Below are 20,946 nucleotides of genomic sequence, written 5' to 3' on the forward strand. Positions count from 1 at the left end.
CGCGCGCCCAGGGAAAACCCTCGCGATGAAACGAACCTTTGTGGTCGGCTGCCCGCGTTCCGGCACCACCATCGTCCAGGCCATGCTGGCCCGGCATCCTTCGGTATTCACGCTTCCCGAGACGGCGTTCTTCGAGCACGTCCATGGCAATCTGGCCTGGCGCTGGGGCGACGCCAACGCCGAACGCCGGCCGCCGCGACTGCGCCAAAGGCTCGGTTTCAGCCGCAAGTACGAACGCCAGCTGTTTCTTTCCCTGCAACAGACGACCTCGACGGCATCGGGCTCGCCCGTGCGCCCGCCGCTGCGCACGCGTGCGCTGGAGCGGCGCTTCCTCCTGTTGCTGGACGAGATGGCCAGCGCGGCGGAGCGCGAGATGTGGCTGGAGAAGACCCCCAACCACTTGCTCTACCTGCCGGAGATCGAAGCGCTGGCGCCGGACGCCCGCTTCGTGCACGTCATCCGTCCCGGGGCGGAAACGATCGCCTCGCTGATCGATGCCAGCCTGCTGTTCGAAAGCGACAATGCCTTCGGCGGCGGCACCATCCACTGGGCGCGGCGCTGGAACCGCGCGATGCAGATCCATCGCGCCCGCCTGGATCACCCGCAGCATTACTTGCTGTTCCTCGAGGATCTCGTCGCGCAGCCGCAGCTGGCGTGGAACGATCTCTGCCGCTTCCTCGGCCTGGACCCCGGCCAGGCACTGGATGACAACTGCACCCAGGTCATCGCCGACCTCGAACGCGAGCCATGGAAGCGGCGGGCGCTCAACGGTCGCCTGCACGCACCGGAAAACAAGGTCGACAGTCTGTTCGGACCCAAGGTGCAGCATTGGCTTCAGGCCAAGCTGGTCTCCTACGACGAACTGCGCGAACAATGGTTGCGCACGCGGAGCACCGGAGAGGCATCTCGCACGGCGCGGGGCCCCTGCATGCGCAGCGTGGCGGCGCTGTCTTCCGGCGCCGGCCGGGCGCCCTAGAGCTGCGCGGCCGCCTCGTCGATCAGAGCGACCAGCTCGTGCGGATACGCCGCCATCGACGCGTGACTCGCGGCGAGCTCGATCGTCCTCCTCGCGCCGATCCGCTGCGCCATCCACTGCTGGGTTTCCGGCGGCACCATGTGATCTTCCAGCGACGCCTGGTACCAGCATGGCCGCTGCTTCCACGCCGGCGGGCCGGCCTTGTCGTCGAAGCAGCGCGCGGCGATCGGCTTTTGCGCGGCAGCCATGATCAGTGCCGCGTCATCGCCGAGGTCCTGGCAGAAGCTTTCCTTGAAGAGACCGCGGTCCAGCCAGAGGAAGCCGTACTGGTCCGGCCGGATCGCCTTCGCCCCGGCGGGCGATTCGTGGCGGCCCAGCAGTCCGCGTACCGTTTCGCCCTCGTCCGGCGCGAAAGCCGCCACGTACACCAGGCCCGCAACCTTCGGCGCATGGCCCGCGCCTGAAATCACCGCACCGCCATACGAATGGCCCACCAGCAAGACGGGGCCGTCCTGCGCCTCGATCAGGCGGCGGGTTCGCTCGATATCGTCGGCAAGCGACGTCAGTGGATTCTGTACGGCGCACACGCCATACCCCTTGGCATGCAGCACCGGAATCATCTTGCTCCAGTGCGACCCGTCGCCCCAGGCCCCATGCACCAGCACGACGCTCGCTTTCTTGCCCATGACCGATTCCTTGATTGGAGGAGACGGGATCGCCTTTCCATCGTCCGCTGCGCCAAGGGAACGCAAGCGGCGTGAAGTCCCCGTCATGACGAAAGCGCAACGCGTGCTGTGGCATACCCCGCGGCCGAGGACATTCACGCCAAGCCCACTTCCGCCGGTCGCTCAACCCCATCCGGCCGTCCCGAGCGTTGAATGAAGGTCAACAAGGAGAACCGCGATGAAATTCCGCCTGATGCTGCTCCCGCTCGCCCTGGCCGCCTGTTCGCAGACGCCGCCGGACCACGCCGATGGCGCGCCGGCCGCGACGGCATCGACGTCCGTTCCTGCACCTGCACCCGCCCCGGCTTCGTCAGCGCCGGCCGCCGCCTTCGATACCGCGACGCTGGCCAAGTATCACTGGCGCCTCACCGAGGCCACTGGCGGCGACGGCAAACGCATCGATGCGCTGTTCGTCCGGCCGGACCATCCCTTGCAGCTGGACTTCGTGCGTGACCGCCTGAGCGTCGGCAACGCATGCAACCGCCTCGGCGGCAACTTCAGCGTGCAAGGTAACCGCCTAAAGCTCGGGCAGATGGCGCAGACCATGATGGCCTGCGCGGATCCGGCGTTGTCGGCGCTCGACAGCGCCATCTCGCAGCGCCTGCAGGGCCAGCCGAAGATCCAGCTGAAGGACGAAGGCAACGCACCGACGCTGAGCCTGGCCGGTGACAATGGCGACACCTTGGTCTTCACCGGTGATCCCACGGCCGAGACGCGCTACGGCGGCGCAGGCGAAACCGTCTTTCTCGAGGTGGCGCCGGAGACCAAGCCGTGCAGCCATCCGCTCATCCCGAACAAGCAGTGCCTGCAGGTGCGTGAGCGCAAGTACGGTGCGAATGGCGTCGTCGAAAGCAGCGGCGAATGGCAGCCGCTCTACCAGGACATCGAGGGTTACACGCACGAACCGGGCGTCCGCAACGTGTTGCGCGTAAAGCGCTTCGCCGTCAAGCATCCGCCGGCCGATGCGCCGTCGACGGCCTACGTGCTGGACATGGTGGCGGAATCGGCCATCGCGCCTCAGAAGAAGTGACGTAGCAGCCCCAGCAAAAAAAACGCCCCGCCTTCCGTCGGAAGGCGGGGCGTTCGTCATCTGCCCTCAGGCCGCGACGCTGACGCGTCGACGCTCCTCTTCGAGGTCGGCCACCGGGCGCACTTCAATGCTGCCGATGCTCGCCCACGGGAACGACTTGGCGATTTCCAGCGCCTCGTCCATATCCCGGGCTTCGATCAGGTTGAAACCGCCCAGGTATTCCTTGGTCTCCGCGAATGGACCGTCCACCACGGTGGTGCGGCCCTGGCGGATGCGCATGGTGCGGGACTGCGAAGGCGCCTGCAGCTTCTGGCTGTCGATCAGCGTGCCATTCCGCTTCAGTTCGTCGGCCTTGTCCAGGCAGCCGCGCATCATCGTGTCGAACTGTCCGTCCGGCAGATCGCCAAGCAGGCTGTCGTCGCAATAGATCATCACCAGGAACTTCATGGTCGTCCGCTCGCGTCGGTGGGGAAAGCCGCGATGGTAGTACATCCGCGGCGGCACGCCGGCGCGCGGTCTCGCATGCCGTCCGGCGTGTACTGATAACGTTGTCAGCATTCACCTTTCCATCACGCATTTTCGGCGCGCGGGAACCCATGCAGCATTCGCAGGTTTTCGCGTGTTGCGGCGCAAGACTCGGTTTCCCGCCAGGCGTCACAGTTTGCCATTCGCCCAGAAGACAACGTTGTCAATACCAAGGCGCATCGCAGTCTGACGGACACACGCGTAGCGGCACGCGCGCGACGGGCGGGCCTGCGTCTTTCCCTCGGGACGCCCGGCCCGCGGCGCCTTGGACGACAACGCCGCACACCCAAAGAGAGGAGAACGTCTTATGCATGCGAAGCAATCCATGAGATCGCGCGCCCTGTCGATGCTGTTCGGTAGCAGCGCCGGCGCCATGGCATGGGCCGGCCTGTTCGCCGTGGCACCGATGTCCACGGCCGTGGCGCAGGCCCTGCCTGCCTGCGCTCCTGCATGGAGCGCCACCGCCGTCTATGTCGGTGGCGACGTCGCCAGCGAGAACGGCACCAACTACAAGGCCAACTGGTGGACGCAGGGCAACGATCCGGCGACCAACAACGGTGGCCCGGGCACCGGCCAGCCATGGACATCCCAGGGTTCCTGCAGCGGCTCGACTGGCGGAGGCACGGGTGGCGGCAGCGGTGGCGGTTCCGGCGGCGGCACACCGCCTCCGCCACCCGGTACGGGCGCCAACCTGTTGTTCAGCCCCTACAAGGACGCCACCATCAATCTCAACTGGAACACCAACACCATGCAGACGGCGGCGGCGACTGGCACGCCGATTCCGCTGGTCGGCAGCGGCAGCCTCTACGCCAGCTACGTGAAGAACCTGAGCGCCGTGACGCTGGCGTTCGCCACCGGCGAGTGCGGCAGCGAGAATTGGGGCGGCATTCCCGGCGCTACGTTCGCCAGCGCCAACATCAGCCAACTGTCGAGCGCAGGCTTGCCCTACGTCGTTTCCACCGGCGGCGCCGCAGGCAGCTTCACCTGCTCCAGCACCGCGGGCATGGCCTCGTTCCTGTCCCGGTATTACACGCCGCAGATGCTGGGCGTGGACTTCGACATCGAGGCTGGCCAGACGCAGACCCAGATCAACAACCTGATCGCTGCCGCGGCCTATGGCCAATCGCTGCATCCGAGCCTGCGGTTCTCCTTCACCCTCGCCACGCTGGCTGCATCCGACGGCAGCTACGGCGGCCTCAATGCCACGGGCGACCTGGTGGTGAAGGCGATCAAGGCTTCTTCCCTCACCAACTACACGATCAACCTGATGGTGATGGACTACGGCACCGCCGGCCCCTCGATCTGTGTCGTAGTGAACGGCCAATGCGACATGGCCCAATCGGCGATCCAGGCGGCCAAGAACCTGCAACACACCTACGGCATTCCGCTGAGCAAGATCGAACTGACGCCGATGATCGGCATGAACGACAACACCAGCGAGGTCTTCACGGTCGCGAACACCGACACGGTCGTGAGCTATGCGGTGAGCAACGGGCTGGCCGGACTGCATTTCTGGTCGCTGGATCGCGATACGCCATGCAGTAGCAGCTGGGCTTCGCCCACCTGCAACTCGGTCCCGTCCACGACGCCGCTGCAGTACACCAAGCGTTTCCTCTCCGACCTGGGACGCTGACCGGCGCGGCGCGGGGCAGTCACGGCTGTCCCGCGCCTCACTTACGGAGCGCTCACGAAAGAGCGAGTATGTCTTGCCGGTCTTCGAACCCCGGGGGGCATGCCACCGTCATGAGCCGTGTCTACGACGTTGCGTCCGGCGCATTGCGCGCGCTCTACGATGCGCGAGTCTCCAATCCGCCGGTGTTGGACCTCGCCGAACGGTTCCCCGATGGCTATCGCTTTGCCGACGCCTGGACCGCCCTGCGCGACGAAGCCCTCGCGCTCACACAGCGCCTGGACACGGTACCGCGCTTCCACGAACTGATGGCCGAGCAGCGCGCGATCTCCGACAACGATGGCCACGACTGGCGCATGTACTTGCTGAAGGTATACGGCAACGACGTGGACGAGCATATGGCGGCCTGTCCCTATCTGGCCGAGCTAGTGCGGACCTCGCCCGACGTGCTGTCGGCGACACTCTCGTTTCTCGCTCCGCGCAAGCACATCCCCCGCCACCGCGGCCCTTTCAAGGGCGTTCTGCGTTTTCAGCTGGGCCTTTCCGTACCCTGCCTTGAGGACGGCCGACCCGCGGCCATACTGCGGCTGGCCGATCGCGATTACCGCATCGGCAGCGGCGAGGCCATGCTCTGGGACGACACGTACCCGCACGAGGTGTGGAACGCCAGCGACGAATGGCGCATCGCACTGCTGCTCGACGTTCGACGGCATGATCTCCCGCCGGACATGGCCATGCTCTCGCGGGTATTGATTGCCGGCATCGGAGCCGTGGCACGATGGAAACTGCCGGCGATGGTCGCCGGCGGAAGAGACGGCTGAGACGTAGGAGTTCAGCGAGAGCCGCGTAGCTCGGCTTCGAGCTCGGCAAGAAGCTTCCTCAGTTGAGTCCGATCCGGCACGGCATGGCGCGCTGCCTGCTCCACTCGTTCTGCCTGCGCACAGACAACGCTCTCACCCAGCACGACCGTGCCGCCTTTGATGCGATGGGCATGACGGACGACCGTCGACCAGTCGCCAAGGTCGATCGCCTCACGAATGATGACGGCGTCGCGCCGGCTTTCACGCAGGAACAGCAGCCGTACGGCGTCGGACAAGCTTTCTTCCGGCGGCTGCACCGTCGCGCAAATCGCGCGCAGGTGATCGAGACTCACCGGCCAATCGACCGCGGCATCGATGTCGGGCCACCGGCCATCTTCTCCGGCGTCGCGCAAAGCGACGATGCGCGCCGAGGGAAATCCGCATTTACGCTCCGCACGCCGGATGGCGGAAGCCAGTCGCCGCACCTCAATGTCCGCAGCCCGGCCGCCAAGCCATACCATGCGATGTGGCGCTTCCGCCGCCATCGCCAGCGCGGCTTTCGCCGCAACCGGCGCTCCGATCTCCAGGCCCAGGCAAGCGCATTGCGCCTGGAGGATCCTGGCCCTGGCCGAGTGTTCGTCGATGAGCAGAGCACGGCTGGACACATCGATTGGAGCCGTGGGTGATACCGCCGGATGCTTTTCCAGGTCGAACGCAAGCGACACGCCCGCACTTTCGTCGCCGTAGACCTCCATCTGAAGGCGGCCCCCGCCGGGGCGAGCATTTCCCCACCACATCGCTACGTGCAGGACGCCGCGGTGAAGCCGTGCGGCAACGCTATCCAGTGCGCCTTCCACCGCCTTGCAAAGCATCGACTCGTCGAGGGACAGCCACGGCAAGGGTCCGCAAGGAAGCTCGGTGCCGACTTCGACGCCTTTCCGCTCCCAGGACGCACGGCGGGTCTCGATGCAACCGCGCACTACCGCCAGCGCATCGCAGCGCCTGTCCGCTTCGGCCATGGCTTCCTCGTGCTTTCCCCCACTAGCGGGGGATTCCTTGATGCGCACTGGCCGTTTGCGTGGACGCGGGGCCATCAGCGTTACGCCACTTCCTGGGACTGCAACACCTGCTCCCGCATCTTGAACAGCTCCGCGTCGCCGCGAATGCCGAGCTTCTTGTAGGCCGTGGACTTCTGCGTACTGATCGTTTTCAGGCTGCGATTGAACTTGGCAGCGATCTGGCTGACCGACATACCGTCGAGGAAACAGCGGATCACTTCCCACTCGCGCGGCGACAAGGGCGACTGCGGCTTGGCGGTCGCTGTCATCATGAACGGCGGCAGGTAGATCTCGCCGCCCATCACCTTGGCGATCGCATCCACCATGTCGGCGGCGCCCTGGTTCTTGGCGAAGAAGCCGTTGGCACCTTCGCGCAGCAGCATGTTCACGGTGACGCTCTGGCAGAAGCCGGATACCACCAGGATGCGCAGGTTCGGATAACGCGCGCGGAGCGTCTTGACCAGGGCGACGCCATCCATGTCATCGGAGGCGAGCGAGTAATCGATCAGGACCACGTCCACCGGCGTTTCCGCCAACATGGCGCGGAGCGAGCGGCTGCAGCTGTGGCTGCCGACGACGGAGACGCTGGCCACCTGGCGAAGATGCGAGGTGAGGCCTTTGAGAATGAATTCGTGGTCGTCCAGAAGGGCGACCCGGACCGGATTGCGCGGGCCTTTGCCGGCAAGCAGGGGGCCACGGTACGTGGGAAAGGTCATGGCGGAAATCTCGCGACTGAAGCGTACGAATGAATGAGGGGAAGGGCCGTCATCGCCATCGCGATGCCATGCCGTGCCGCGCAGTGGCCGCTCCGCGATGCAGTGCCTCCGGGAACGGAGCGTCCGCATCTGAAGACCATCGTCCCGCCGAAGGGCTGGCAGCCGTTGCGCGGCATAAGGCGGGCTCGGAAATTGCAACATGCGTGCTATGACGCATCCATGGGATTTCTCGGAAAGCCTTGAGGGACAAGCGCCGGCAAGTACCGGCTTGTGAGGGAAAGGGAACACCCACGCTCGCGCGAAGCTTCCTCAGCCGCTCCGCTTTATGCCTGCACCGCTCACGCGCACGCATGCTGCGCGCGCCTGCGCCACCCGGCGCAACGCCCACCTTGGCTTGGCGGAGGTCTCGAAGTCCGATCTCCCCTTACGCCGACGCGTTAGGGGCAATAGGACTTTTCTGATTCCAGACCCGCCCGCTTTTAAGAAAACTCTTAGTCGTACGGCGCCGAGCCTTCCCTGCCAGGCCTCATGCCAGCAGCGGACGGCACGGATGCCGCAAGGCTTCCCGCATGCCACGGACGTCATGCGTCGACCCTGTGTCGAAGACAGGCCTCGCTCTACCCCGGCGCGGCCTGTCTGGAAACTCCCACGACGCACCCCGCGGACACCGCGGGGCGCGCCCTCGCGCGACGTGTGCCCCGCCTCCGACGGAAAGCACGCGCGATCGCCCGGCATGCGCCGGGCCGACGGGCGCGACAGCCGCAGCGCGACCATGTCTTCAGTACCGCCCCTACAACGCGACCGCTTCACGTCGTCGTCCCATGTTGCGGCGGCGACGCGGCAGTCGCTGCGCCCGCCGCGCCGCACGGCGCTGGCCGTCGCGCTCGTCCTGCTCTGCGGTTCCGGGACGCTGGCCGCGACCAACGATCCGCATGCCTCACTAGTTGCAGAAGCCTACGCGCGCCGCGACGCGGGACATCGCATCGACGCCCTGGCCCTCTGCGAGAACATCCTGCAGCGCTGGCCCGAAGACACGGACGCGCTGCACTTGCGCGTCCGCCTGCTCGCCGAACTGGGGGCCTCCGGGCGGGCGCTCGACCTGGCCCGTGCCTTGCCGGAACCGCTTCCTCCCGCGGAAATGCAGCGCCTCGCCGCAGACGACGCCGCGCACCAGACGCGCTGGGCGCAGGCCATGTCCGGCGATACGCGCCAGCCCTACGCCGAGGCCGACCGCGCCGTCGCCGCCCAGGACAGGCTCGGCCCGGCAGCGCCGCACGGCGATGCCGCACACGCCGCCGATCGCCTCATCGCGCTCGACCGCGCCTCGCTGACGCGCGAAGCCGTCCGTGAATACGGCGCCCTGCAGAAGCAAGGCGTAACGCTTCCGCCCTATGCCGCTTCCGCCGTCGCGGACGCCCTGCTGCAACAGCGCGAGCCCGAACGGGCGATCCCGCTCTACGAGCAGGCCGTGCGCGACCACACGGGCCCGTATCCCGAGGCCGAAGCGGATCCGCGCATCGGACTGGCGCACGCCTACCTCGAAGCGGGCCGCCATCGTCAGGCACAGGCCTTCATCGACCGAGTCGCGGCGGCCGAACCCGCATGGCTGCCGTCACCGGGCTCCGTGCGCCCGCGCAGCCATCCGCATCGCACGGAGGCCGACCTCGCCGCCGCCCGGGTGCGCCAGGAGACATGGCTGTACCAGGACGCCGAGGCCCGCCTGGAAGCCTTGCGCGCCGAAGGTCCGGCCAATGCCTCGATCTGGGACCAGCTCGCCGACGTGGAGCGCGCCCGCGGCTGGCCGCGCCGCGCGGAAGACACGCTCGTTGGCGCCGCAGGCCTCGACCCGGACGACACCTCGATCCGCCTCGGCGCGATCGACAGCTGGCGCGACTTGAACGACTTCCCGCGCGTGGAACCGGCCCTGCGCGAACTGGAAACCGTGGTGCCGCGCGAACCCCAGGTGCAGCTCACGCGGCAGGCCTGGGAGCGGCAGCGCGGCTGGCAGTTCGATCTCGAACACGATCGCGGCCGCGGCGGCTCCGCCAACTTCGGCGACGCCGACCACGAAACCCAGGCCACGCTGCAGAGCCCGCTGCTCGCCGACCGCTGGCGCGTCTACGGCATCGCGCGCCTCGCCGGCGCCAGCCTGCCGGAGGGATCGACACGGCGCGAGCGCGCGGGCCTCGGGCTGCGCGGCTACGCACGCGGGCTGGAAGCCTACGTACAGGCCCTGCCCGCGATCGGAGCCGACACCCGGCGCACCGCGGTGGAGGCCGGCCTGCGCTGGTTCCCGAGCGACCATTGGACCTACACGCTCGACTGGAGCAACACCGGCGACCAGGACGTGCCGCTGCGCGCGCACGCCTACGGCATCACCGCGCACGCGCTCACGGCTTCGGCGCAGTGGCGCGCCAGCGAGCTCACCGCCGTCAAGCTCAGCACGAACGCCGACCGCTTCAGCGACGGCAACCGTCGCTACGGCTGGGAAGCGGCCTGGACGCAGCGCGTCTACACCGCGCCCTGGCTCGCCGTCGACGGTGGCCTGCAAGCCGGCGCCACCCGCAACTCGCGCAGCGACGCTCCCTACTACAGCCCTTCCTGCGCGCACTGGGTCGCCGCCACCGGACGACTGGAGAACCTCCTGTACCAGCGCTACGAACGGGCCTGGCGCCAGCAGCTCGATGTCTCCGCCGGCAGCTATCGCGAATGCCGCTACGGCAGCGGCTGGATGGCGAGCGTGCACTACGGCCAGACCTGGGCGCCGCGCGGTGGCCTTTCCTTCGGCTGGGGCATCGGCTGGAACAGCCAGCCTTATGACGGCAAGCGCGACAACCGCGTAATGCTCGACCTCACCATGCATTGGGGCGAATGACATGTCGCGCTGGCGCCACGTTCTGCTGTTGCTGTTCTTCTTCGCCGCCGTCCCGGCCACCGCGGCCGATCGCCTCGCCGCGCTGTCCGGCCCGCTCCCATCGCGCCAGCCGCTGCCGCCGCTGATCGTGCTGAACTACCACGACGTGCGCGACGACATCCGCGACGCCGGCCGGCTCGACAGCACGGCGATGAGCACCGACCACCTCATCGCCCACTTCGAGTGGCTGCGCGGCAACGGCTTCCACATGGTGAGCCTGGACGATGTGGTCGCCGCGCAGCGCGGCGACCACGCGCTGCCGCCGAAGGCCGTGCTGCTCACCTTCGACGACGGCCTCGCCAGCTTCTACACCCGCGTATTCCCGCTGCTGCGCGCCTACGGCTACCCCGCGTTGTTCGCGCTGGAAGGCTCGTGGATGGATCTCCCGGCGGGCAAGCGCTTCGACTACAACGGCGAAGGCTGCGGCCGCGAATGCTTCGTCGATTGGCAGCAGGTCAACGAGATGCGCGCCTCCGGCCTGGTGGAGATCGCCTCGCATACCTACGACCTGCACCAAGGCGTCGTCGCCAACGCGCAAGGCAACACCATGCCGGCGGCGCTCGCTCTCGCCTATGACGCGAAACGCGGTTACGAAACGCCGGACGCCTACCGCGCGCGCATCCGTGCGGACCTGAGGCGCAGCGCCGACGACATCGCCGTGCACACTGGCCAGCGCCCGCGCGCGATCGTATGGCCCTACGGCGCCTACAACCGTGTGGCCCAGGCCGAGGCAGCCGCGCTGGGCATGACGATCTCGCTGAGCCTGGACGACGAACCCGCGCAACTGACGGAAGGCCGCAACATCCCCCGCCTGCTGATCGCCGACGACATCGGCGTCGACGGTCTGGCCTCGCTGATCTACCGCCAGCGCGCGATCGATCCGCAACGCGTCGTGCAGGTGGATCTGGACTACGTCTACGACCCCGACCCGGCCCAACAGGAGAAGAACCTTTCCGCGCTGCTCGACCGCATCCGCCGCATGAAGCCGAGCCAGGTATGGCTGCAGACCTATGCCGATCCGGATGGCGACGGCGTGGCCGACGCGGTGTACTTCCCCAACCGCCACCTGCCGATGCGCGCCGACCTGTTTGCCCGTGTGGCGTGGCAGCTGCGCACGCGCTGCGAGGTGGACGTCTATGCATGGATGCCGGTATTGGCGTTCCGCTTTCCCGGCGGCGGCGACCTGCCGTCGCTCGGGCATGGCGGCGACGGCGACCACTACCGCCTTGCACCGTGGGACCCGCGCGTACGCGCCATGATCGGCGACGTCTACGAAGACCTCGCCATGCACGGCGGCATGTCCGGCCTGCTGTTCTCCGACGACGCCTACCTGCGCGACACGGACGCGCTCGGCCCGCTCGCCGCCAGCAAGCCGGCGCAACGCACGCAGTACCTGATCGACTTCACCCTCGAACTAGCCGACCGCGCCCGGCAATGGCGCGCGCAGCTCAAGACCGCGCGCAACCTCTACGCACGCCCGGTGCTGGAGCCCGCGTCGGAAGCCTGGTTCGCGCAGAGCCTGGCCGCGTTCAACGCCGCCTACGACTACACCGGGCTGATGGCCATGCCGCAGCTCGACAGGACGCCCGCCACGAATACCTGGTTCGAACGGCTGGCCGCCGCGGTCGCGGCGCAGCCGCATGGCCTGGACCGCACCGTGTTCGAACTGGCCGCGGTGGACTGGCGTGCCGGCGGCAAGCCGGTGCCACCGTCCGTGCTCGGCGCGCGGCTGCGCCTGTTGCAGGCGCAGGGCGCCCGCCACCTGGGCTACTACCCGGACAACTTCGTCGCCGACCAGCCCGCGCTCGAAGCGATCCGCCCGTACATCTCCGCCGCCGAACACCCGTACCGGGAGCCGTGATGGACCTGCGCGACATCGCCACGGCGCTGCTCGACTTCGCCTTCTACTATCCGCTGCTGATGTCCTTCTTCTGGATGAGCGGCGGCCTGATCTACTACCTGCGCTGGGAACGGGGACAGGCACCGCGCACCCGGCCGCCGGCGCTGCTGCACTACCCCCTGGTCAGCCTGATCGTGCCCTGCCACAACGAAGGTGCGCAGGTGCGCGAGACCATCGCCCACCTCGACGCGCAACGCTATCCGCACTTCGAGATCATCGCCGTCAACGACGGCTCGACCGACGACACCGGTACGCAACTCGACGCGCTGCAGGCGGAGTTCCCCCGCCTGCGCGTGATCCACTTCGCCAGCAACCAGGGTAAGGCCATGGGCCTGCGCATGGCGGCCATGGCGGCGCGCGGCGACTTCCTGGTGTGCGTGGACGGCGATGCGCTGCTCGACGAGTACGCCACGCACTGGATGATCGGCCATATGATCGGCAGCCCGCGCGTAGGCGCGGTCACCGGCAACCCGCGCATCCGCAACCGCTCCACCCTCCTCGGCAAGCTCCAGGTGGGCGAATTCTCCTCGATCATCGGCCTGATCAAGCGCGCACAGCGCGTCTACGGCCGCGTATTCACCGTGTCCGGTGTGATCGCCTGCTTCCGTCGCAGCGCACTGCACGACGTCGGCTACTGGAACACCGACATGGTCACCGAGGACATCGACATCAGCTGGCGCCTGCAGATGCGCCACTGGGACATCCGCTACGAGCCCAATGCGCTGTGCTGGATCCTCATGCCCGAGACCCTGCGCGGCCTGTGGAAGCAGCGTCTGCGCTGGGCCCAGGGCGGCGTGGAAGTGATGCTGCGCTATAGCCGCGTGCTGCTGGCCTGGCGCCGCCGCCGCATGTGGCCGGTGGCGCTGGAATACCTGCTCAGCCTGGTCTGGGCCTATGTGATGGCGACGATCATCGCGCTTTGGGTGCTGGGCCGTTTCACCACGCTGCCGCCGCCACTGCGCATCGCCACCCTTCTACCGCAGTGGCACGGCGTGATGCTGGGCATCGTGTGCCTGCTGCAATTCGGCATCAGCACACTGATCGACCGGCGCTACGAAGCACGCGTGGGCCGCAACTACTACTGGATGATCTGGTACCCGCTGACCTATTGGCTGCTGAGCACGGCCACTACCGTGGCCGCGCTGCCGAAAGCCCTGCTCAAGCGCAAGGGCACGCGCGCCGTGTGGGTCAGCCCCGACCGAGGTATACGATGAAAGCCGAAGCCATCCTGATCCATCGTCCCGAGCGTCAGCATCCGGCGCGCCGTGCGCTGTTCACCACCGCCACGCTGGTGGCCTGGATGGCATGGATGGCCCTGTGGCTTCCACTGGCGACGCTCGTTGCCTGGGCCTTGGGCTTCCGCGTCGGCTACGTGGAAGTCGTCGTGCGCGAGCACGGTCACGGCGGGCACGACCTGGCGACTCTGCTCGCGCTGGCGCTCGCCTGCGGGTTCGTCATGGCCGTCTGGGCGTCCTACAACTATCTGCGTTTTGCCGGCGTGGACCGGCGGCGCCACGCCCGTTCCGTCGAGCGCCGCGCCATCGCCACCGCCCTGGGCGTACACCAGGCCACGGCGACCTGGATGCAGCACGCCCCGCGCATGGTGCTGGAGTTTCCCGAGGGCGAGCAGGTCGTGCATCGCATGGAAACGGACGCCGTCGCGCAGCGCCTTGCCGCCGGCTGACGTCAGAGCCGCTCGCGGCGGACGTGCTCCACCGCGACCAGGTCCTCATGGTCGCCATTGATGTACAAGCGCTTGCCCAGCCGCGGATAGTCGCAAACGTCCTGCTCGAGCCGCTGCCCGGCCACCAGCAGCACCAGCGGCTCGTCGCCGGTATTGCGCAACACGTGTGCCGGACCCCGTCGTGGAAAACCCAGAAAGTCGCCGGCCGCAATCGGGCAACGCTCCTCGCCGATGTCCGCCTCGCCCTGCCCGGAAAGCACGTAGACGCACTCTTCCTCGTAAAGGTGCCGGTGGTACTCGGACGACTCGTTCCCCGGCAGCAGCGTGATCATGTGGAAGCCGAACTGCGTGAGCCCCGTCGCGTCGCCAAGGGATTTGCGCAACCGCACCGCCTTCGGATTGAGCGAGTGCACGTTGCGCTGCGCCGGCATCGCTTCGATGGCCGATGCCTTCAGCAACTCGCGTGGTGTATTCATGACCGCTCCCCGCCGCCGATGTCAGACGGGGAGTATCTCCGCTGGCCGCCGAGCGAACAAACCGACGGCGCCGCCGGCACCCCGGCGGGCGCTCGTCTGCGCGCTCAACGCGCGTCCGCGTCGATCGCCGCCGGCACGTAGGAACCGGTGGACGCGGGCGATTCGAACAGCCGCCACCAGCGCTCGCCCGCATGCGGCGCCGCCAGGTCCAGGCGTTCGCCCATGCGTGGCGTGGACAATGCCACGCCGTGTGAGGATGCCAGCGCGCTCACCTGTTCGAACGGGTCCTGCCAGCGATGCATCGCTAGGTCGAACGTGCCGTTGTGGATCGGCAGCATCCAACGGCCGCGCAAGTCCAGGTGCGCCTGCACCGACTCGGCCGGCTGCATGTGCACGTAAGGCCATTGCGGATCGTAGGCGCCGGTTTCGATGAAAGTGACGTCGAACGGCCCAAGCCGCTCGCCGATGGCCTTGAATCCGTCGAAGTAACCCGTGTCGCCGCTGAAGAACACGCGCAAGTCCTCATCGATGATCGCCCAAGAAGCCCATAGCGTGCGGTCCCCGTCGAACATCCCGCGGCCGGAAAAATGCTGCGCAGGCGTGGCGACGAAACGGACACCGTCGACCTCGGTCTCCTGCCACCAGTCGAGCTGGCGCACCTTGGACGCATCCACGCCCCATGCCACCAGCCGGTCGCCAACGCCAAGCGGCGCCAGGAACACGTCCACGCGGCTGGCCAGGTACTCGATGGTGTCGCGGTCCAGATGGTCGTAATGGTCGTGCGAGAGCACGACGCCGCGAATCGGCGGCAGTTCGTGCAAGGCGATCGGTGGTGAGTGAAAGCGCTTCGGCCCCATCCAGCGGAACGGCGAGGCGCGCTCGGCGAAGACCGGGTCGGTCAGCCAGAAGCCGCCATGCAGCTTCAACAGCAGGGTGGAGTGGCCCAGGCGATAAAGGCTGCGGTCCGGCGCCGCCTCCAGCTGTGCCCGGGTGAGACGCTGCACCGACAGCGGCGCATCAGGCACCGAATCGCGCGGTTTGTTGGTCATCATGTTCCAGATGATGCCCAGCATCTTGCCCAGGCCTTCGGCCGGGCGCGGCGCGGGATTGCGGAAGCGGCCGTCGCGGCGCTGTGGGGACGTCCCGTAGGCATCCGGGCCAGGGCGGCGCCGTGCGCGCAGGCCGGCCAGCATGGCCAGGGCGGCGGCGATCAGGGCGATCACGGTACTCATCGGCGTTTCTCGGAAGGAGGGGCAAGAGGAAACTACACCGAGCAGTGTAGTTTCGATGTGGACGAAAAGTAAACCCATGGGTGTAAAATCCGGGTCATGCCCACGCCAGCCCGCCCCGCCCGCCTTACCGACCTCAAGCGCGCCGCCATCGTGGAGGCCGCCATCGACGAATTCCGCACCGCCGGCTACGAGGCCACCAGCATGGACCGCATCGCGGCCCGGGCCGATGTCTCCAAGCGCACGGTGTACAACCACTTCCCGAGCAAGGAGGTGCTGTTCGCCGAGATCCTCCACCAGCTTTGGAAAGCCAGCCACGACGGCGAAGACCTCGCCTACCGCACCGACCTCCCGCTGCGCGACCAGCTGCTGGAACTGGTCGCGCAGAAACTGCGCCTGCTCAACGACGAGGCATTCGCCTCGCTCGCACGCGTCGCCATCGCCGCGGCGATCCATTCGCCCGAACGCGCGCAGGACATGGTCGCGCGCATGAACGAACGCGAAGAGGGGCTGACCGTGTGGCTGCGCGCCGCCAAGGCGGACGGCCGCCTGAAGATCAAGGACCCGGTCTTCGCCGCGCACCAATTGCAGGGACTGGTGAAGACCTTCGCGTTCTGGCCGCAGATCACGCTGGGACAGCCACCGTTGACGCCCAGGGAGCGCAAGCGCGTCGCCGAGTCGGCCGTCGACATGTTCCTGGCTTACTACGCTTGAACGGCGCGCGTTCTCCCGCGGCGTAAACAAGCCGCACAGGACGGCGAAAACTTAGCTCGCACTTAGCGCTTTTTTCCTGCGCCCGCAGCGTTTTGCGCCATCAAGCTTGGCGCGGCGGGGCCGATACCTGGGTCATACCCGCTATCGCCACACGCAGCCGCTCGCATGTCCGCCAAACGCTTTACCGTCCGCGCCCGTCTCGCCTCCGCCTTCGGCCTCCTCACCCTGCTCGTGCTCGCCACGGCCGTCGCCGGCGGCTGGGGCATCCTCGGCCTCAACCGCACTGCCGTCGCCACCTTGCAGGGCGACGTCAGGTTCTCCACCGTCATCCGTCGCGTTCAGGCCGACCTGCTGGAACTGCGTCGCTTCGAGAAAGACAGCTTCATCAACATCGGCGATACCGACGCCGTCGCGTCGTATCACGGCAAGTGGACGCAGGTGCACGACCGTACGCTGCGCGACCTCGATGCGATGCGCGCCTTCCCGGCCGGCACGGCCTCGGCGGATCGCTTCGCCGGCCACCTGAAGACCTATACGGAAGGCTACGAAGGGGCCATGGCCCGCGTGGCCGCGCACACGCTGGCCAGTACGCGCGACGCCAATACGTTCTTCACCCAGTTCAAAGATTCCATCCGTGCGCTGGACGATCTGTCTGCCGCCCTCGCCGCCGAGGCCGACCGCCGCGTGGACGGCATCGAGCCGCAACTGCATGCCCGCGCCATCACGGCGATGAGCGTGTCGGGCATCGCCGTGATCGGCGCCATCGCGATCGCCGTGCTGCTGTCCGTCCTCACCACCCGCCGCATCATGACTCCGCTGATGCGCGCCCGCGGCCTGGCCACGGCGATCAGCGAAGGGCATCTGGCGAATGCGTTGCAGGTGGAAGGCAACGACGAGTTCGCCGATACCCTGCGCGCACTGCAGACCATGGACGGCAAGCTGGCCGCGATGGTCGGCGACGTGCGCATCGTCGCCGAGCAGGTGGCCGCAGCCGCGCGCGACATCTCCGCGGGCAATGACCATCTGTCGAACCGCACGCAGGAACAGGCTGCGTCGATCGAGGAAACCGCGGCATCGATGGAACAGATGACTGCCACGGTCAGCCGCAACGCCGAAGGCGCCGAGCAGGCCCGCGAACTCACGCAGGCGGTGCGCAAGGACGCCGAGCGCGGCGGCGAAGTCGCGCACGAGGCCATGGACGCCATGCATGGCATCCACCGCGCCAGCGGCGACATCGCCCAGATCATCGCCCTGATGGATGAGATCGCCTTCCAGACCAACCTGCTCGCGCTCAACGCCGCCGTGGAAGCCGCCAGCGCCGGCCCGCATGGCCGCGGCTTCGCCGTCGTGGCCGCCGAGGTGCGTGCACTCGCCCAACGCAGTGCTGCGGCCGCGAAGGACATCAAGCGCCTGATCACCGACAGCGGGGAGAAGGTGACGCAGGGCGTCGAGCTGGTCGGACGCGCCAGCCAGGCCCTGCAGGGCATCCGCGCCGGCGTGCGCAACGTCAATGGCATCGTCGAGGAAATCGCCGCCGCGTCGCAGGAGCAGACGCAGGGCATCCATCAGGTCAATACCGCGATCGCCACGATCGACAGCGTCACGCAGCAGAATGCCGCGCTGGTGGAGGAAGCGAGCTCGGCCAGCCGTACTGCGCTGGAGCTGGCGCAGTCGCTGCTGCAACAGGTGGCGTTCTTCAAGATCCGGCAGGCGGCCTGATCGGCCAGGCCCGCGCCGCCCAAGGTCGCGACGCGGGCACGCCGGCAAGATCTCGCTGAGCGCGCTCAGCGGGACGATGGTTTTTCCAGCACCGCCAACCTTCCCTTGGCGTGCTCGTTGCCGGGGTTGCGCTCCAACGAGAGGCGGTAGTTGGTGATGGCCTGTCCGTGGTCGCCCAACGCCTCGTAGGCTTCGGCGAGGCTGTCGTACACGTTCGCGCTCGCGGCATACTGCGTGGTGTTGTAGGCGAACACGTTCACGGCCTCCCGGGTCCGCTTCTCCTGGAGCAGCCGGTAGCCCCACGCGTTCACATAACCTTCGGTCAAATGCAGCCGCGGATGAGCGCGCCGCACCCCGGCAATAGTGCCGGCGACATCGCCGAAACCTTGCTCCGCGAACGCCCGGTCCAGCGCCGTTTGCGCCGGCGACGCACCGAAGACGGCGTCGTGGATGCGCTCGGCCACCGCCTGCAGCTCGCCCTGGGTCGTGGTCGCGCTGCGGTTGGCCAGCAACACGACGCCGTAACCGTCACTGGGATACAGCTCCATGTAGCTGGCGAAACCGAAGGTGCCGCCGGAATGCGACAGCCGCACCTGGCCATCGATGGTGGTCTCGATCACCCAGTTGAAGCCGATCGCGCGCTCGCCGGCGTCGCCCCATTGCGGCTGGTGCGTGAGCTTGACCGCCGGATCGCTCTCGTCGAGCTGTCGCTCGAGATACCGGGCCATATCGCGCGTGCTGTAGCGCAAGCCACCCGCCGCGCGTGTCACCGGCGCGTCCCAGACCGGCGCCGCGCGCCCATCCCCGGTGTAACCGATGGCCATGCGGTCCGCGCGGTTCTTGTCCGTGCCGCTGGCCATACCCAGCGGCCGCTCGATGCGCTCGGCCAGCACGGTCTCGAACGGTTTCCCGAAAAGCCGCGCATCGATCAGGCCCACCACTTGCGCGGCCACATTGGAATGAGCCGGCGTCTTGCCGGGCTCGCGCTGCAGCGACGCCTGGCGCAGGTCGGCCAGGAACTGTGCCGCGGTATAGCCATTGAGCCGTTTCACGATGAGGAATGGGACGTCCGCGGGCTTGGCCTGCTTCATGTCCTGGACCAGCGCATCGGGCAGGTTGTCGGGCAAGCCCGACGTGGTCGCCACCAGTTCACGCAGGGTGACCGGGCGTCCTTCATAGGCCAGCCCCGGATAGTCACACTCGGGCAGGTAGCGCCGCATGTCGTCGCCGAGCTGCGCCTTGTGCGCCACGATGGCCTGCGCCAGCAGCAGGCTGCCGAAAGTCTTGGTGATCGAGCCGATCTCGTAGACCGTGTCGGCGGTGGGCGGCACAGCCTTGCCACGCTCCTTCGTGCCGGCATCGAGGAAACTCGCCTTCCCGCCGCGCACCACCGCGATGGAAAGTCCATCGGCGTGCCCGGCCTTCACGAACGCATCGCCGGCCGCCTTCGCCGCGGGTTCCCATGCCTTGGTGTCGGTATGCGCCTGCTCTGCGCAAACCGACGCGACCATCCCCATGCCGGCGACGGCCAGCGCGACCATCCACCACGAACGTGCCATGTGCTTCCCCTTTCCCTTGGCGACGGTTCGCCCTTGGCTCCGCAATCTAGCCGGCAGCATCGGAGGCACCATGTGCCTGAGGCCACATCGGGGGGCGTGACTTCTGGCCGACCAGGCCGTCATCATGGCGGCTCGCCGGCATCTGCTGAGCCGTTGTATCCGGAGTTTTTCCATGACGAGCAAACCCCATTCCGACACGCCGACTGGACAGGACGACGCCAGCGGCGCACCGCAACCTCCCGGCATGCACCGTCCGCATCACGGTGTGCTGGACACGGTCGAAACCACGGCGCTGGACGAAGTCGAGCACGAGAACGCACTGCGCGACTCCACCCTGCGCACGCCACGCTGAGCACCGTCCGCCCGGTCGCTGTCAAACGGTCATGCCGGCGCGGCCGTCGCTACGGCAAGTAGTAGAACGTGGCGACATACACGAGCAGGGCGACCAGGATGGCGCCGAGCGTGAGCACCGCGGTCACCAGGCCGATGCCGAGCAAGGCCCATGGCCCGGCTTTTCTCCAGCCGCCATCGTCGCGTGCGGCCCCTGCGGTAACCCATAGCGTCGCCAGTCCCGCCAGCATCCATGGAACCCAAGGCACCAGCACTTCCGGCAGCAGTTCGAGGGCGGCGATCCCAGCCAGTGGCGCCATGAGCAAGCCGATGATCAGCCGGGCGGCGATGCCTGCACCATTCGCGTCATCTTCATGGCGTGCCGCTTCTTCGCCCAAGTATTCACTCCCTGAGTGCGACCCCACTACGCGGCCGAATCACTGAAAGGAACGGCCACGACCTGATACTCGTCGTGCCGGCATGCGATCCCCGGGCTACTGTAGCCAGATCCAGGCATCGCTCCGCCTCCCCCCGGATGCTCCATGCGCGCTATCGACCCTCTCGCCGTCCATCTCGAAACCCTCGAACGGGAGTTGCTCGCCCCATCGGTGCGCAAGTCGCCGCGCGTGGATCAGCTCCTTGCGGAGGACTTCATGGAGTTCGGCCGCTCCGGCCGCGTGTTCTCCAAGACCGACATCGTCGTCGCCCTGCGGGACGAAGCGTCCGTCGCCATGACCGCCACCGACTTCCGGTTACGCATGCTGGCCCCGGACGTCGCCCTGCTGACCTATCGCAGCTGCCGGCAGACGGAACCGGCCCTGCATGCGCTGCGCAGCTCGATCTGGCGGCGCGAGGGCGGGCAGTGGCGGCTGGCGTTCCACCAGGGGACGCCGACCCTGGCGTGACCGCGTCCATGACAACGTGGTCGTCGCCCATTCGGCCGCATCCAGGCCGCCGGATG

20 protein-coding genes are annotated in these 20,946 nt (G+C 67.6%); 12 read left to right on the top strand and 8 right to left on the bottom strand.

What is annotated here, in order from left to right; genetic code table 11:
• Positions 1–25 precede the first annotated feature (25 nt).
• Complete coding sequence (locus RKE25_RS20270; protein ID WP_311839889.1) at positions 26–976, top strand: sulfotransferase; 951 nt, start codon at positions 26–28, stop codon at positions 974–976.
• Here the strand turns inward: RKE25_RS20270 and RKE25_RS20275 are convergent.
• Positions 973–1,662 (bottom strand): alpha/beta hydrolase, encoded by a 690-nt coding sequence (locus RKE25_RS20275; RefSeq protein ID WP_311839890.1) that lies wholly within the window; start codon positions 1,660–1,662, stop codon positions 973–975. The two genes, RKE25_RS20270 and RKE25_RS20275, sit on opposite strands and share 4 nt — an antisense overlap.
• Positions 1,663–1,879: 217 nt before the next feature.
• Here RKE25_RS20275 and RKE25_RS20280 point away from each other — a divergent pair, with 217 nt between their 5' ends.
• A complete protein-coding gene (locus RKE25_RS20280; RefSeq protein WP_311839891.1) occupies positions 1,880–2,731 on the top strand; it encodes an META and DUF4377 domain-containing protein in 852 nt (283 codons plus the stop codon).
• Between the two features lie 66 nt (positions 2,732–2,797).
• Here the strand turns inward: RKE25_RS20280 and RKE25_RS20285 are convergent, their stop codons facing one another.
• Entirely contained in the window at positions 2,798–3,178 is a 381-nt protein-coding gene (locus RKE25_RS20285) for a YciI family protein (protein WP_311839892.1), read from the bottom strand.
• 403 nt (positions 3,179–3,581) lie between these two features.
• On the opposite strand from RKE25_RS20285, the gene RKE25_RS20290 reads away from it, so the two are divergent.
• Both RKE25_RS20290 and RKE25_RS20295 read left to right on the top strand, forming a co-directional pair.
• Positions 3,582–4,889 carry a carbohydrate-binding protein gene (locus RKE25_RS20290; RefSeq protein WP_311839893.1) on the top strand — a complete coding sequence of 436 codons (1,308 nt, stop codon included), beginning with the start codon at positions 3,582–3,584 and terminating at the stop codon, positions 4,887–4,889.
• A gap of 110 nt (positions 4,890–4,999) precedes the next feature.
• Positions 5,000–5,707 (top strand): aspartyl/asparaginyl beta-hydroxylase domain-containing protein, encoded by a 708-nt coding sequence (locus RKE25_RS20295; RefSeq protein WP_311839894.1) that lies wholly within the window; start codon positions 5,000–5,002, stop codon positions 5,705–5,707.
• Between the two features lie 11 nt (positions 5,708–5,718).
• On the opposite strand, the gene RKE25_RS20300 is transcribed toward RKE25_RS20295, so the two are convergent.
• Together RKE25_RS20300 and RKE25_RS20305 are read right to left on the bottom strand one after the other, a co-directional pair.
• A complete protein-coding gene (locus tag RKE25_RS20300) occupies positions 5,719–6,705 on the bottom strand; it encodes an Hpt domain-containing protein (protein WP_311839895.1) in 987 nt (328 codons plus the stop codon).
• 80 nt (positions 6,706–6,785) lie between these two features.
• Positions 6,786–7,460 (bottom strand): response regulator transcription factor, encoded by a 675-nt coding sequence (locus RKE25_RS20305; protein ID WP_311839896.1) that lies wholly within the window; start codon positions 7,458–7,460, stop codon positions 6,786–6,788.
• 772 nt (positions 7,461–8,232) lie between these two features.
• Here RKE25_RS20305 and pgaA point away from each other — a divergent pair.
• The 4 genes from pgaA to pgaD are packed head-to-tail and all read left to right on the top strand — an operon-like array spanning position 8,233 to position 13,958.
• A complete protein-coding gene (gene pgaA, locus RKE25_RS20310) occupies positions 8,233–10,335 on the top strand; it encodes a poly-beta-1,6 N-acetyl-D-glucosamine export porin PgaA (protein ID WP_311839897.1) in 2,103 nt (700 codons plus the stop codon).
• Position 10,336: 1 nt separating this feature from the next.
• Positions 10,337–12,235 carry a poly-beta-1,6-N-acetyl-D-glucosamine N-deacetylase PgaB gene (gene pgaB / locus RKE25_RS20315; RefSeq protein WP_311839898.1) on the top strand — a complete coding sequence of 633 codons (1,899 nt, stop codon included), beginning with the start codon at positions 10,337–10,339 and terminating at the stop codon, positions 12,233–12,235.
• Positions 12,235–13,488, top strand: a complete 1,254-nt coding sequence (gene pgaC, locus RKE25_RS20320) for a poly-beta-1,6-N-acetyl-D-glucosamine synthase (protein WP_311839899.1) — start codon at positions 12,235–12,237, stop codon at positions 13,486–13,488. Before pgaB ends, pgaC begins: the two co-directional genes overlap by 1 nt.
• Positions 13,485–13,958 carry a poly-beta-1,6-N-acetyl-D-glucosamine biosynthesis protein PgaD gene (gene pgaD / locus RKE25_RS20325; RefSeq protein ID WP_311839900.1) on the top strand — a complete coding sequence of 158 codons (474 nt, stop codon included), beginning with the start codon at positions 13,485–13,487 and terminating at the stop codon, positions 13,956–13,958. The genes pgaC and pgaD overlap by 4 nt, the downstream gene beginning before the upstream one ends.
• Before the next feature lie 2 nt (positions 13,959–13,960).
• Here the strand turns inward: pgaD and RKE25_RS20330 are convergent, their stop codons facing one another.
• The gene (locus RKE25_RS20330) at positions 13,961–14,434 is read right to left on the bottom strand and encodes a cupin domain-containing protein (RefSeq protein ID WP_311839901.1); all 474 of its coding nucleotides are present in this window, start codon (positions 14,432–14,434) and stop codon (positions 13,961–13,963) included.
• Positions 14,435–14,538: 104 nt separating this feature from the next.
• Entirely contained in the window at positions 14,539–15,627 is a 1,089-nt protein-coding gene (locus RKE25_RS20335; RefSeq protein ID WP_311842448.1) for an MBL fold metallo-hydrolase, read from the bottom strand.
• Positions 15,628–15,753: 126 nt separating this feature from the next.
• On the opposite strand from RKE25_RS20335, the gene RKE25_RS20340 reads away from it, so the two are divergent.
• Both RKE25_RS20340 and RKE25_RS20345 read left to right on the top strand, forming a co-directional pair.
• Complete coding sequence (locus tag RKE25_RS20340) at positions 15,754–16,377, top strand: TetR/AcrR family transcriptional regulator (RefSeq protein WP_311842449.1); 624 nt, start codon at positions 15,754–15,756, stop codon at positions 16,375–16,377.
• Between the two features lie 165 nt (positions 16,378–16,542).
• On the top strand, positions 16,543–18,096 hold the full coding sequence (locus RKE25_RS20345) for a methyl-accepting chemotaxis protein (protein WP_311839902.1): 1,554 nt from the start codon (positions 16,543–16,545) through the stop codon (positions 18,094–18,096).
• 65 nt (positions 18,097–18,161) lie between these two features.
• Here the strand turns inward: RKE25_RS20345 and RKE25_RS20350 are convergent, their stop codons facing one another.
• The gene (locus tag RKE25_RS20350; protein WP_311839903.1) at positions 18,162–19,655 is read right to left on the bottom strand and encodes a serine hydrolase; all 1,494 of its coding nucleotides are present in this window, start codon (positions 19,653–19,655) and stop codon (positions 18,162–18,164) included.
• 172 nt (positions 19,656–19,827) lie between these two features.
• On the opposite strand from RKE25_RS20350, the gene RKE25_RS20355 reads away from it, so the two are divergent.
• Positions 19,828–20,007 carry a hypothetical protein gene (locus RKE25_RS20355; protein WP_311839904.1) on the top strand — a complete coding sequence of 60 codons (180 nt, stop codon included), beginning with the start codon at positions 19,828–19,830 and terminating at the stop codon, positions 20,005–20,007.
• A 49-nt stretch (positions 20,008–20,056) separates the two neighbouring features.
• Here the strand turns inward: RKE25_RS20355 and RKE25_RS20360 are convergent, their stop codons facing one another.
• Positions 20,057–20,383: a hypothetical protein gene (locus RKE25_RS20360; RefSeq protein ID WP_311839905.1), complete on the bottom strand. Its 327-nt coding sequence runs from the start codon at positions 20,381–20,383 to the stop codon at positions 20,057–20,059.
• 144 nt (positions 20,384–20,527) lie between these two features.
• Here RKE25_RS20360 and RKE25_RS20365 point away from each other — a divergent pair, with 144 nt between their 5' ends.
• Positions 20,528–20,890: a DUF4440 domain-containing protein gene (locus RKE25_RS20365; RefSeq protein ID WP_311839906.1), complete on the top strand. Its 363-nt coding sequence runs from the start codon at positions 20,528–20,530 to the stop codon at positions 20,888–20,890.
• Positions 20,891–20,946: the final 56 nt, after the last annotated feature.

Origin of the sequence: Dyella sp. BiH032, assembly GCF_031954525.1 — a bacterium.
Classification (GTDB): Bacteria; Pseudomonadota; Gammaproteobacteria; order Xanthomonadales; family Rhodanobacteraceae; genus Dyella_D.